This window comes from Mycobacterium asiaticum, from assembly GCF_001673365.1.
In the GTDB taxonomy this organism is placed as follows: Bacteria; Actinomycetota; Actinomycetes; order Mycobacteriales; family Mycobacteriaceae; genus Mycobacterium; species Mycobacterium asiaticum_A.
The window spans coordinates 1-13,765 of record NZ_LZLS01000032.1; the positions used below are offsets into that span (position 1 = coordinate 1).

Annotated in this window: 10 protein-coding genes; 4 read left to right on the plus strand and 6 right to left on the minus strand. The window is 67.1% G+C overall.

Going from position 1 to position 13,765, the window contains the following annotated elements; translation table 11 throughout:
- Both A5634_RS28875 and A5634_RS03570 read left to right on the plus strand, forming a co-directional pair.
- Positions 1-199 (plus strand): hypothetical protein (locus tag A5634_RS28875; RefSeq protein WP_216638707.1); only part of this gene is annotated, 199 nt, incomplete at its 5' end.
- Between the two features lie 135 nt (positions 200-334).
- Positions 335-1,108, plus strand: coding sequence for a hypothetical protein (locus A5634_RS03570; RefSeq protein ID WP_081290173.1), 774 nt, complete (start codon positions 335-337; stop codon positions 1,106-1,108).
- A 298-nt stretch (positions 1,109-1,406) separates the two neighbouring features.
- Here A5634_RS03570 and A5634_RS03575 read toward each other — a convergent pair whose 3' ends face one another.
- Positions 1,407-1,712 (minus strand): hypothetical protein, encoded by a 306-nt coding sequence (locus tag A5634_RS03575; RefSeq protein WP_216638708.1) that lies wholly within the window; start codon positions 1,710-1,712, stop codon positions 1,407-1,409.
- A 106-nt stretch (positions 1,713-1,818) separates the two neighbouring features.
- Between A5634_RS03575 and A5634_RS03580 the strand changes: the two genes are divergently transcribed.
- Complete coding sequence (locus A5634_RS03580) at positions 1,819-3,612, plus strand: Hsp70 family protein (RefSeq protein ID WP_065142712.1); 1,794 nt, start codon at positions 1,819-1,821, stop codon at positions 3,610-3,612.
- 30 nt (positions 3,613-3,642) lie between these two features.
- On the opposite strand, the gene iniC is transcribed toward A5634_RS03580, so the two are convergent.
- The 4 genes from iniC to A5634_RS03600 form a co-directional block, all read right to left on the minus strand.
- Positions 3,643-5,136 carry an isoniazid-induced dynamin-like GTPase IniC gene (iniC, locus tag A5634_RS03585; protein WP_065142713.1) on the minus strand — a complete coding sequence of 498 codons (1,494 nt, stop codon included), beginning with the start codon at positions 5,134-5,136 and terminating at the stop codon, positions 3,643-3,645.
- Positions 5,133-6,980 (minus strand): dynamin-like GTPase family protein, encoded by a 1,848-nt coding sequence (locus A5634_RS03590; protein WP_065142716.1) that lies wholly within the window; start codon positions 6,978-6,980, stop codon positions 5,133-5,135. Before A5634_RS03590 ends, iniC begins: the two co-directional genes overlap by 4 nt.
- 105 nt (positions 6,981-7,085) lie before the next feature.
- A complete protein-coding gene (locus A5634_RS29820; RefSeq protein ID WP_065142714.1) occupies positions 7,086-10,037 on the minus strand; it encodes an IniB N-terminal domain-containing protein in 2,952 nt (983 codons plus the stop codon).
- 279 nt (positions 10,038-10,316) lie between these two features.
- Positions 10,317-10,868: an Rv0340 family IniB-related protein gene (locus A5634_RS03600; protein WP_065142717.1), complete on the minus strand. Its 552-nt coding sequence runs from the start codon at positions 10,866-10,868 to the stop codon at positions 10,317-10,319.
- 247 nt (positions 10,869-11,115) lie between these two features.
- Between A5634_RS03600 and iniR the strand changes: the two genes are divergently transcribed.
- Entirely contained in the window at positions 11,116-13,506 is a 2,391-nt protein-coding gene (gene iniR, locus A5634_RS03605) for an isoniazid response ATPase/transcriptional regulator IniR (protein WP_065142718.1), read from the plus strand.
- Positions 13,507-13,620: 114 nt separating this feature from the next.
- Here iniR and A5634_RS26960 read toward each other — a convergent pair.
- Positions 13,621-13,765: LuxR C-terminal-related transcriptional regulator (locus A5634_RS26960; RefSeq protein WP_155769337.1), on the minus strand; the 145-nt coding region annotated here is incomplete at its 5' end.

Consider the following 13,765-nt stretch of genomic DNA (forward strand, 5'->3'; position numbering starts at 1 on the left):
CCTCAAACAACACCTCAAGACGCTCACCGGCATCCACCTCCACGACCCCAGCAGATCCGCTCGACGACATAACCCCAACCTGGCAGCCACCACCGACAAGTCCGGCCCGCTAATGCGTGGCGAGTATGCCGAAACAGTCAATAGCCAAGGAGGACAGGCGAATTCGCCATCGAGCGTCGCCGTGTTGTTCTGGCCATAGCCGAAAGAGATTGCTCCATAGTGGCTCGCCAATGTCGGGAAGTAAGGCGATGTCCTCGGGCTGCACGTAGAAAAGGAGTGCCGTGAAGATCAGCAGTTCTGACCACTTGGCTGCGTTACCTATACGATCAGAACCGTGGCACCTAACGGCCCACCAGACGACTTTAATAATCAGCCCACCCAGTACGGCGGTTACGGCGGATATCCGCCGCAAGGCCCGCCGCCGGGTGGCCCTCCCCAGGGCCCACCGCCGCAAGGCCAGCCTCCATACGGTCGGCCACCGCAGGGTCCGCCGCCCCCTGGAATCCAGAACCAGCCCACGGTGGAGGGACCCCCACCGCCCGGCGGCACACCGCTGCAGAACCAACCCACCGTCGAGCATTCGCCCGGACCGTTGCACAACCAACCCACGGTGGAGCACACTCCCGGCCAACAACCGCCGTATCAGCCGGTCGGGGAAGGCCCGCCGCCGGACCAATATCAATATCCGCCGCTAGACGACGCCGATCCCGACAGCGAATCACGGCCCTGGTACCGCAAACCGGTGACGCTCATCGGTTGGGCAATTCTGGTTCTGGTCCTGCTCGCACTGATCGCCTATGGCGTGTCTCAGCTGCTAGGCGGTGGCTCGAGTAGCCCGGCGCCCAGCAGCACCACCTCGACGACGACCACCACAACCACCACCGAGCCGACCACAACGACCACCACCGAGCCGACCACCACGACGACAACGGAACCGAGCACCACGCCGTCGGAGGCTCCACCGGCACCCAACCCCCCGCCGCGCAGTCAACCGCCGGCAACGCAGCCGACGCAGCAACCACCGCATCGTCCGCGCCTGCCGCAGCTGCCGTCGACGATCACCGTCCCGGGCGGCCCCACGATCACGCTGCCGAACCTGCCGCGTTAGGTCTCGGTCAAGGTTTGATTGCTGATCGGTCACGGGCGGCGTGCGTCGGGATCGGCCGACTGGGCTAACCGATACAGTCGGCGCCCGTGACAAAGTACGACCCGCCCGATTACGGCGCCAACGATCCGACCGCCTACGGCAATTACGGCTACGGGCAGGGAGGGTACGGACAGCAGCCCACGGGCGGCGGGTACATCCCGGAGCCGGAGCCTGGACCTGAGCCCACTCCGGGATGGCGAAAACCACTCGCATTGGTGGGGTGGGGGGTGCTGATCGCGGTCTTGATCGGCCTGATCATCTACGGCATCGTCCTGCTCGCGCAGGGCCGCCCGAGCCCGGCTACCGTCACCACCACCGTGACCACAGTCGCACCCGCAACGACCACCACCACTACGCCGCCGACAACAACGACCACCACAACAACGACCACGACGACGACGACAACAACGACGACCACGACCACGACCACCACGTCCCCGACGACCACGACGACGACCACCACCACCAGTCCGTCGCCAACCACCACGCCCGCCAATTCCCCAGCACCCGGGGCGATTCCCAGGCTTCCGTCGCGGATAACGTTGCCGTCGATACCCACCGTCATCAATTTGCCGCCGGGCCTCTGACCCGGCCCGGCCGTTTCCGCGACGGCTAGGGTGGGTACCGGCCACCGACCGACAGCAAAACAACGGACGCAGGGGTGTGGATATATGAGCGAGTCGCTCGGGTTGTCGATCGGTGTGGCGAACCTGGTAGCGGCCCGCTCGGGTAGTGCCCCGATCTCGCGGACACCGGTGTTGACATTGTTCGACAGCCGGCCGTCCGAAGTGGGCCTGCCCGACGAGAATCCCAGCCTGAATGAGCCGGGCGTGGTGCTGCGGGGATTCATCGAGCGCGTCGGCGACGCGGCGCCGCTGGTTGCCGCCGATGGGACAAAGTACCTAGGCCAGGCGTTGACCATCGAAGCCCTGGAAGCTTTGGCGCGCGCCGCGGGCTACGGGACGCCGATCACTATCGCGGTTCCCGCCTACTGGTCGGACAACCAGATCGCGGCGCTGCGCCAAGAGTTGTTCGCCCAGCCGGACCTGACCAGAGCCGGCGGTACGCCGACGTTGATCTCGGACGCCACAGCCGCACTGACCGCCGTGAATGCCCGGCCCGGATTCCCCAGGGACGGCGTGGTGGCCTTATGCGATTTCGGTGCCGGGGGAACCAGCATCACCCTGGCTAACGCCGGAGCTAACTCCGGGCAGGTCGGCAGCACAGTCCGCTACAGCGAGTTCTCCGGCGACGACATCGACCAGTTGGTGCTCAATCATCTGTTGAGCAACTCGCCCAACCTCGACAACGCGGATGTTTCCGGTACCGCGACGTCGATGGGTTCGGTGACGAGGATGCTCGGTGGGGCCCGGGCGATCAAGGAGCAACTCTCAGCGGCGACGGTAGCCACCGTTGCGGCTGGCGCCGGAGCTGGCGAATTGCGTTTGTCCCGCACCGACTTCGAACAGCTCATCTCCGCGCCATTGGACCGCTTCATCACTGCACTCGGGGAAGTGCTGCAGCGCAACGGGATTGAGCGTTTGGCCGCGGTGGGTGCAGTCGGCGGAGGCGCCAGCATTCCGCTGATCACCACCCGGCTGTCGGAACGCCTTGGAGTGCCGGTCTTCACCCCACCGCAGCCGGGGTTCAGTGCGGCGCTTGGTGCGGCCACGCTGGGCTCCTCGGCGGGTGCGGCCACCGGTATCGGTCCGGCCGTGGATGTGCCGACTGGTGCCGTCGGTGCTGCTGGTGCCCTCGGCGCCGCGGGCGCACTGGGTGCCGCAGGCGCGCCGACGCAGGCATCCCCGACTGCTCCGGTGGATACCGAAGCGTTCCCGGACAACGCCGCCCAGGCCACTGATCGCGCGCTGGCCTGGTCCGAGGACTCCGGCACCGGAAGCATGGATCCGGTCCCGTACACGGGTCCGGCCGATTACACCGGTGCGCTACCCCCTGCGCCCGGCCCGCTGCAGCCCGATGTCCCGCCGGATCGCTATCCCACCGAGTCCGAGGTCCCGCCCTGGTACCGGCGTCCGGCCATCGTCTTGAGTCTGGCCGGTGCGGCAGCGGCGATCCTGATTGCCGTGGTATTGGCACTCACCCTGCATCCCACCAACACCAAGCCCGTGATGACCACGTCGCAGCCCCCACCCGTCACCACCGTCGTGACCGGGCCGGACAACAGTCCGACCGAGACGGTGATCACCCCTCCGCCGGTCACGGTGACCACACAGCCAACCACCACCACCCCGTCGACCACCGCTTCGACTACATCGACCACGTCGACGACTTCGACCACAACAACCACCCAGCCGACCACCACTACGACGCAGCCGACCACCACGACGCGACCGAGCACAACAACCCAGCCGACCACCACCCAGGCGCCGCCGACCACCACACAGGCGCCGCCCACCACGACCGCCGCCCCAGTCACGCCGACCACCGCCGCGCCGGGCGGCTGAGCGGGACGAAACTCGTCGCCGCCATTCAAGTCAGCGGCGGGCAGAGAATTCGGCCAGCATCGCCTCGGCACTGCGTACCGCGGCGCGGCACGTTCGCGTCGTGAACGGATCGTTGAGCGGATGCTCGGCCCGACGGCGCCAATGCTGCGCCGCGGCGAAGGCAGCCCGCGGCAGTTCCTGCGGGTCGGCCGCGCAGGCCTCGGGGTCCAGGCTCAGGCGGCTGACCGGATCGGTTCCCGCGCCACCGATGATGCGACGCAACAACACCACCTCATGCTCGCTTAAAGTTGTTGTGTGCGAAGACAATTGACTCAGTAAGCGCAGTTCCTCGAAGGCGTGGGTGTCGGCCAGTAACGGGTCGATGTCCCCGATGACATAAGGCGTGGCCATCACGGGATGCGTTTCGACGAAGCGGCGTAACGAGACCAGCGCCGTGTGTGCCTTAAGCATGTCGGCACGTTGCGCGAACTGCTGGTCGATCACCTCGCGCAGTGCCACCAACCCGCTGCGCTCCAGCAGTTCGGTAGCCAATCCAGTCGCATCGGTGACACCGGCAGCCAGGACGGCGATCGAAATCCGGATGCCGAACATGCCGAAGCGTTCCAGCAACTGGGCACGAATGGCCGCATCCACCGGCAGCGGGCTGTCGGGCCGCACGAATCGGTCCACACTAAGCAGCGCCCTGTTCAGCTCAGCGGCATCGGATCCGGCGAGTTTCTTCAGCGCCACGAACTCACCCTGGCGCAGCGTGCGCGCGGTCATCGCGAGCAGCCCGGACACCGGTACCACCGCCTGACAAATCCCCGTCTGATTCATCTCGCTGGTGAATCGTTTGGCCACGTCGGCGGCCGACATCATTGCGTCGATGCGACCCGCGCCGATTTCGTCCGCGCGTGATGCCACCCCGATGATGCCCAGCGCGCCCGCGGACCCGCCGACCAGTCCGCCGATCTGCTTAAGCAGCGCAATATCGGCTGCGTTGAGGGTGCGCAGCAAAAACACCACTGCGTCCACTCTGGGCACCCCGTCGGCGGGCACCAGCAGACGCAGCGTGCGCTCGGAGGTATCTCGGGTCAACGACGACGTCCCAGGGGTGTCGATGATGGTCGTCTGCACCAACTCCTGAGCGGGCCATTCGACGTCCAGATGGGCGACCTCGAGGGGGTTGAGATTGCGAAGATCGAAGCTGAGCCCTTCGCGGTGCGTGATCGGCACGTTGCTGCGCCGTCCGCCTTGGTGAACAGCGGTGACCTTGGGCGTTGGGCCGTGTCGAAACCAAGTCACGATCCTGGTGGCCTCAGTCGCATCCGTCGGCGCGATATCGTCCCCGACCAGCGCGTTGACCAGCGTGGACTTACCCGCCTTCAAAGTGCCTGCCAACGCGATTCGGATGGGTTCGTTCAGGCGCGCACCGATGCGTTCCAACTCGTGGAAAATGTCCGGGCGCTGCCGGTAGGCCGGTTCGCCACGGTATGCCTGAATGGTTCCGCCCAGGATGGCGCGGACCCGGTCGCTGGTACTCACGGTCGTCCTACGAAGTTTGGTCGCAGCTTGTCCAGGTTTTTCAGGTGTTCTAAGACCTGGCCCAGGATGTTCAACTGCCGCTCCAGCTCGCGGACCCTGGTGTCACGCTCCACATCTTCTAAATGCGCAGCGGTGAGGGTGGCCTGCAGCGACTCGTTGAGCGACCGGCTCAGCTCGTTTGCGATGTCGCGGTAGTGATCACGCAATTTGCGGTGGATCGTCTTGAGCCGGTCGCGGGACTCCTTGCCGACCACAAAGGAAACCTCGTCGACGAAGCGCCGCAAATTGGTCTTGGCTTCGGCGCGGGCCCGCAGCAGCCGGCTTTCCTTTTCCTCTTTGTAGGCCATCCGGCCGAGCAACAACCCGGCGCCCACCGACACCGGGTTGAACAGACCTAGTCCGGCCACCGACGACAACATGCCGATCATGACCACGCCACCGTAGGAGCCACGCAGCCCGGACAGCGCCTTTTGGCCCTTGCCCTGCGGCTTGGCTTCCAGTTCCGCCACTGCCTTGAGCTGGTCGAAATTGCAGGCCATCAGCCGAGACGTCAGCTCCGGTGACATCACCGAATCCAGTCCTGCGTCGGCGAAGGAGCGGGCAACTTCGTCGGCCAGATGGGCCGAGCGCTGGTAGGCCCACACGAAGTTATCGCCGACGGCGGTGGCGATTGCGTCCTCCGCGTCGGCGCCGATCTCGGCCCAGTGCAGGGTCGGGTCGCAGGAATCGATTTGTCGTTCGATGTCCTCGGTGACGGCACGGAAACGAACCCGCAGATCGTGGTCGACGTCGTTGCTCACGTCGGTGAATCCGTCGTTGAGCACCTGTTGCCACAGCGCTGTCGCTTGCAAGGCATTCTCTGCCTCCCGCTTGCGCCGCTCGAGATCACCGGCGAGCCGGTCTCGCAGCTTCGGGTCGTTGACGGCGGAAAGCTCCGAGCCCGCCGCGACGGTCAATTGTTCTGCTGCCGAACGGATTTCACCGAGCACCTGGTCGCGGACCCGGTCGGTTTCACGGGTGAGGACCTTCTCGCTCAAGAACTTCACGATGGCCGGGAAGTTGGACTCGTCGTTGAGTTCCTTGTCGTTGAGGCTGACGGCGTGGCTACGCAACAGCGATGAGACCGGGATGATCGGCATCGGCACGCGAGCGCGCTGCAAGTGGTTGGCGTTGGTGTTGACGATCTGCCGCCAATGCGGATACAGGTCGGTCTTTGTAGCCACGATCACCCCGACCGGGCAGATCTGGTGCGCCTTGCGCAGGAACCACATCTCGGGGTCGGTGAACTCCTGGCTGGCATCGCTGACCATCAACATCGCGTCGGCGTCGGGCAGCAAGCCGAGCGTCGCCGACAGATGTGGCTGCCCGTGCCCCCCGACGCCGGGGGTATCGATGAACACCAATCCGCCCTGCAACAGCGGGCTGGGCGCGCCGATCTCCACGCGCAACACTTGGCGGCCGCGGGCCTGCGGTGCCCGCCGCAGGTCGGTGTTGATGTCATCGACGGGAACGTCGACCGTCGCGGTCTGCCCGTCAGGTCCGGCAGCGACGACGAGCCGCGCCCAAGGCTGCTCGCTGTAGCTGACAATCGTGACCACCACGGTGGCTTCGTCATCCCCGACTCGAGCCACCGGCAGGTTAAGCAATGAGTTGAGCAATTGACTTTTACCCTGTTTGAGCTGGCCCGTTATGACGACTCGAATCTGCGGATCGACAATTCGGTCGCGGGCCCGCCGCAGCCGCTGCACCAGGTCACCACGGTCGTGGAGTTCGGCGATCGCGATCGTGTGGTCGATCAGCTCGACGATCACGCTCACGCGACGCGGGTCATCGGGTTGAGTCACCGTGCCGCCCCACTTTCTCGATCGCTGGTCTGTCAGATCACGGTATGCGGACAAACCGGCGGGAACCACGAAGGTCCCCGCCGGTTTTCAGCCGAGTTTCGCCGATCAGAACCCGTGATGCCCGGCCGGACCGTGCGAAGCCGGCGGTTCGGTGTGCGCCGGCGGCGTGTGGACCGGAGCAGGCTCGTGACCGAACACCGACGGGCTCTGGGGCTCGTGATGGGTCGGCTGCGGCTGCTCGACCGGCTGGTGCTGCTGCGGGGTGAACACCGGACCATGGTCGGCCGGAGCCGGGTGAGCCGGCGCCGGTGTCTCGACCTGAGGTGCGGGTGTGTGCGGAGCGGGCGCGTTGATCACCGGCGGGTTCGTACCGCCATGACCCGCACCCGTGCCGCCCTGGCCGGTAGGGGTCTGGATGACAGGACCGTGGCCGGTGCCCGCCGGAGGCGTCGTCCCGCCCCCGCTTATCACCGGGCCGTGCCCGGAGGGGAACGTCGGACCGTGGTCGCCCGGGGTTACCCCGCCACCGGCGCCCGTGCCGCCCGTGCCGCCTGCGCCGGCGCCACCCGTGCCGCCACCGCCCGCTCCCGTGCCACCGCCGAGCGTCGTGCCTTCCTGACCGAGGATGTCCGGGTGCCCGCCGGCGCCAGCGTTGGGGCCACTGTGGGCGCCGGGCCCGGTGGCCACCCCGCCAGGTCCGGTCGCGGCGGAGCCTGGTCCGGTGGCAACACTGCCGGGACCGCCCGTCACGGTGCCGCCGCCGGCACCCGCGGCAGCGACGCCGCCCGGTCCGACCTGCCCGCCCGCTCCGGCTGCAGCGGAGGCCGCGGCGGGCTGTGGGGCCGGGTGGCCGGCTAGCGGGGTGTTCCCGCCGCCACCGATACCAAGGCCGGCGCCACCTACGGCGCCGCCCTGGCCGCCGACGCCGATGCCGCCCAAGGGACCCGCTACGTGCGGAGTGGCCGCGCCGTTCAACGCCGCGCCTTCGCTGGCGATCAGTCCCGCTTGGCTGCTGGCGCCAACGCTCAGTGCGGAGGGGCTCGATGCGGCGATGCTGCTGGCAGCGGCCGCGTGCCCGCCGATCGCAGCCTGGCTGGCCAGGCTGGCTTGGCCTGCAACACCTGCTTGGCTGGCGAGGCCGGCTTGGCCCGCGATGCCCGCTTGGCTGGCGAGGCCGGCTTGGCCCGCGATGGCCGCTTGGCTGGCGAGGCCGGCTTGGCCCGCGATGGCCGCTTGGCTCGCGAGGCCGGCTTGGCCCGCGATGCCCGCTTGGCTGGCGAGGCCCGCCTGACCGGCAAGACCCGCCTGCGCACCAATCACAGCTCCGGCTTGCCCACCAGCCGCTAGGCCAGCTTGGGCTCCGACGGCTCCGCCGGCCTGACCAGCAGCACCAATGCCCCCGGCCAACCCGCCGCCGATTACGCCGCCAGCCTGAGCACCTATCGCACCGCCACCTTGTGCACCGGCACCGATCGCGCCACCAGCCTGTGCCCCGGCACCGACAGCACCGCCGATCTGACCGCCAGCGCCAACAGCACCGCCGACCTGACCACCAGCACCGACCACACCGCCGACCTGCCCACCAGCGCCGACCGCGCCGCCAAGGCCGCCGCCGATAGCCCCACCGGCCTGGCCACCAATCGCGCCGCCAACCTGGCCACCAGCGCCGAGTCCGCCTCCGATACCGCCGCCGAGTCCGCCCCCGATGACACCACCGGCCTGGCCACCAATCGCACCACCAACCTGGCCGCCAGCACCAATCGCACCGCCGACGCCGCCACCTGCTCCGATGCCACCGCCAAGTCCACCGCCGATAGCCCCACCGGCCTGACCACTAATCGCACCACCAACCTGGCCGCCAGCACCAATCGCACCACCAACCTGACCACCAGCACCGATCGCACCGCCGACGCCGCCACCGACGCCACCCACGACTTGACCGCCAATGCCGCCACCGACCTGACCGCCAACACCGATCCCAGCGCCAATGCCGCCGCTAAGTCCACCGGCGACGTTCCCACCCAGTCCGACGCCGCCACCCAAGCCGACGCCAGCCTGACCCCCAATCGCGCCGCCAAGCTGACCACCAGCGCCAACAGCACCTCCGACGCCGCCTACAACTTGACCGCCCACGCCAATCCCGGCGCCAACGCCGCCACCCAGGCCGATGCCGCCACCTAGGCCAACACCGCCACCCAGGCCAATACCGGCCTGACCACCGATCCCGCCGACAAGTCCGGCCTGACCACCGATCCCGCCACTGACACCTAAGCCCGCGCCGCCGCCGATGCCAGCGCCACCGCCGAAGCCAATGCCAGCCTGACCGCCAATGCCACCGACGACACCAGCCTGAGCACCAATTCCGGCCTGCACTCCGAAGCCCACACCCAGACCGGCTTGGCCGCCAGCGCCAACTCCTGTGCCGATACCGGCGCCTATACCGGCACCAACCTGCGCACCGAATCCGGCTTGGACACCGAACCCGACACCCAGGCCGGCCTGCGCCCCCAAGCCCACTCCGGCACCGAAGCCGCCGGTCGGCTCGACGAACGCGAGCCCGGGAGCAGCGCCGAGAACACCCGTCTGCACGCCCAACCCGGTCTGTCCCATCAGTCCGGCGTTGAAGCCCGTGGCCAATCCGGCGCCTATGTTGGTCGCCACGGCATCAGCCAGTCCGACACCGGCGTCAGCGGCGATCGTCCCCGCGTCCAAGCCGACCAAGCCGGCGTCGCTGGCCACGAATCCAGCGTCGTTGGCAATCAGCTGGCCAGCGCTGCTGACAACGGTACCGGCGTCTTGCGCGACGAACACGCCGGCGTTCGTGATCGCCGGTGCAAAGCCGTGCTGGCCAACCAGCGCCTGCTGCAGCCCGACGATCGGGTCGCCGGAGGAAAGTTCCACACCGGGCGCCGCGGTGGCGACCGCCGAGGAGATCTGCGTGGGCGACACGTTGATCAGCCCAGCGTTGGTCATCGCCTGTCCGGGAGCGGCGATGAATGACCGTGCAGCGTCTTCACTGCGGAACAAGCTGAGGATGTAGTCGACAAGCGAGGTCATCTTCTTTTCCCTTCAATTCGGATGGGTGAAGCTCTTCGCCGAAGTGACCGGCGCTCTGTCATAAACCGTATGGATTTCGGGACTCCCCCAAATCGGGGTCAGTTCCCCCAGCGCGGGGAATACCCACCGGGATAGCGCACGCCACCCCGTTAGGGGATTAGGGGAAATTTGGTTACCCCTATGGTCCACCGGTGAAGCGCTGGGTCGACAGGGTTTACGCACGTCAACAGCCCGATCGCCGTGATCGCAGCGACCAGACGGATCCCTGGGGAACGAAAATTAGCCGTGGAGGCCGAAGCCGTGATGGTCCGGCGGCACGTCATGCGGATGGGCATCCGGATGAATCACGGAGTGATCCCAGATGCCGGGATCGGTGACTGGAAAAGCGCCGTGGTCGAAAGGCATTTGGGGTATGCCACCATCGTTGAGCAGCAGCGATGGTTCTTGATGTGCCATCGCGACCGGTTGAGCGTCAGCGGGCAGCCCCGTGGGCACATGGGGGGCTGGTTGATTGATCACGCCACTGATCGCCTCATGCTGGGGTACCGCAGCAGCCGGCGGGTGCGGTGCGAACGCATCGAACGCCGCGGTTGCCGCGCCACTTGCCCACACATTGCCGTGGTCGGCGATGGGCGCCCCCGCAGCTGCGGCAGCCGGTCCGCCCATCGACAACGAATCCGACACCATCGGGATCAGATTGTTGACATCAACGCTGGTCACACCGGTTAAATGAGCATCGGCGATAGCTTGGCCGGGGTTTGCGGCATAGCGCGCGGCAGCATCGGGATCACGCACAAGTGAGATGACAAAGTCGAGCAACGAGTTTGCCACCACGCACCTCCCTGCCGCATCTGCCCATATTTCCAGCAATAGCAAGATGTTATCGGCTACCGCGAGAGCTGGGTTCGGTGCCAACCCCGCCCGCCTCGCGACCCCATTAGGGGGTATGGCATTAGGGGAATGCCGGGAGGTGCGGGCCGTCAACGGCTATGGTGGGAAAACTGCCGCTGGCCACTAGTGGAGCACAGGGGGTATGCGGTTGAGCGAGTCACCGGGTGCCCCGGACGGCGACGCAGCCATGCCCGATTTGCTCACCGACTTCCCGCGTGGGGGGCGCGCTGTCGTCGCCGATCTCGCAAAGGCCGCGACGGTCCCAGTCAAGGCCCTGATCACCGGCGGCATAGGCACCGGCAAGTCCACTCTTCTAGTTGCAGCCCGCGAAACGGCGCGGCGCGCGGACATAACCGTTCTGCCCCGCCCTGCGCGTGATGCCGACCCGCCAGATGCAGCGCTCATTGTCGACGATGCCCATTTGCTCACCGACGGCGAACTCGCCCGCCTCACCGAGCGCGTCGCCGATGCGCGTGCCACCGTCGTCATAGCCACCGAAGCACACGAACAGCGCCCGGCGCTGCGATCCTTGATGACGGCGATCGAACGAGAAAGACCACGGATCTCGCTGGGTCCGCGGCCTGTCGCCGAGCAGCTGCTCGATTGCACGGCGGGCCTGCCCTTCCTCGTCCACGCAGAGGGCGCGCAACCCAACGCGGCCCGGCTTGCGCTTATCGAACGATTGCGACGCAGTGACGAACCTGCCTTGGACGCACTGCTCATCATGACGTTGGCCCACGAACTCGGACCCGCCGATATCGCTGCGGCGCTGGGTATTTCGGCTGCTGAAGCGAGGACGTTGGCAGACCAGGCGCATGCCAGCGGTCTGGTCGAACCGTCGCACCCGCCGGCCTTTCGCCAACTCGTGCACGATGCCGTTGCTCAGCTAGTCGGCAACGCGCACCACCGCGAGGTCGAAACCTCTTTGTTGCGTTCACAACTCGACATCTCGACGGTGACGCCGGAACTGGCGCTGCGATTGGCCGAGCATGGTCTGTACGACGACCGGTTGGCCGCCATCCTCGCTCGGCAGGCGGCCGAGAACCGCTCCAATGCCGCACAAGCGGCGCGAGTGTATGCCGCAGCAGTTCGCGCCGGCGCGACGGGGTTGAACGCCCACTTGGCCGATGCACTCGCCCGGACCGGCGACTGCGCGCGTGCCGCGGTATTAGCCGACGAGCTGCTCGAATCATCGGATTCCACTGAACGTGCTGCGGCGGTACGCATTTCGGCCAGTATTGCGGCTCACGACGGCAATACCGAGCAGGCGGCCCAGCTGTTCAGTTGGCTGGGCCCCTACCCCGACGCGGTGGTGGGCTCGGCCGCCGCAATCGTGCTGTCCGCCGCCGGGGACCTGGCGGCGGCGCAGGCCGCCATGCGTCTCAAAGATTCCGGTCCGCCGACGCTGGCCGCACGCGCGTCCCGCAGCCTGTCCGAAGGACTGTTGCTGACAATGGATCAGCCCTATCCGACAGCGATGGCGAAACTCAGCCAGGCCATCGCAACCAACCAGTCGATCGGCGTGGCCTTCCCGGACAGCCCCGCAGCTCTGGTGACATTGGCCGCCATCCACGCAGGCGATCCCGTCCGCGCCCACAGCGTCGTCGGCCGCGCGGTGCGCGACGGCGGCGACGCGCTGTTCGGGCCGCGACACCAGCTGCTATCGGGTTGGATCAAAATGCAGGACGGCCAGTTACCCTCGGCCGGCGCAGACGTCGCCGCCCTCGCGACCATTGCCGCCTCCGATCTTTATCGCCGCGACGCGTTGTGGGCCGCCGCGCTCCAGACCGCCATTGCACGGCGCAGCGGTGACACCGGCGCGCTGCACAAGTGCTGGTACGCAGCCATGGAAGTGCTCGCCGAATACTCTGTGGACCTGTTTGCGCTACTGCCCTTAGGGGAATTGTGGGTCGCGGCAGCGCGGATGCGCCAAGTGCACCAGCTGCAGCACACCCTGGATCAGGCGTTCACTCTCCTGAATTCGCTGGGGAACCCGCCGCTATGGTCGAACGCCTTGCATTGGGCCGGCGTGCACGCCGCAATCCTGGCCAACTCACCGGAATCGGTCGCGCCCCACGGGCAGGCGCTGGGCGCAGCCGCCGCCCACAGCAGCTTGGCGCAGGCCCTCTCGGGCGCCGGCCGTACCTGGCTGCGGGTCCTTGCCGACCAGGTGGACGCGGCGGAAGTCACCGCGGCGGCGCGGTCGCTATCAAACGTCGGGCTGACATCCGACGCGACTCGACTGGCCGGTCAGGCGGCGCTGCAGACACCCGACGCCAAGGTATCCGGCGCGATGCTGCAGCTGGCCCGGGACCTCAAGGTGGGCACGGGCTTTGGCGAGGTCCCCGCCGGGGAGACGCCGTCGGAACCGTCAGCGCCCGCGACGCGTCAGCCGCGGTCGGGGTCACCGTTGTCCGATCGCGAACGCGAAGTCGCCGAGCTGCTGCTGCTGGGACTTCCATATCGCGATATCGGCGGTCAACTGTTCATTTCGGCGAAAACCGTCGAGCATCACGTCGCCCGGATTCGTCGTCACTCCGAAGGGCAGCAACGCGTTAGAGGCGCCTTTGCTGCTTAACCTGCCCATACTGACATCTTCTCGGCATTCGCCGCGAGAAAGGCAAACCTAAGTTTGCGCAGATCGCCAGCCCAGCGGGGCTGGGATGTGATCAGGTCTACACGTCGGCCGGGCTCAGCTTTGCGGGGCAAGCATGGCCCGCAGCATCGACAGCATCTCCGAACGTGATCCGGCGCCGAGCCGACGACGAATCCGGGCGACGTGATGCTCGACGGTTTTCGCCGAAATGAACAGTTGACCGCCGATATCGCGATATGGA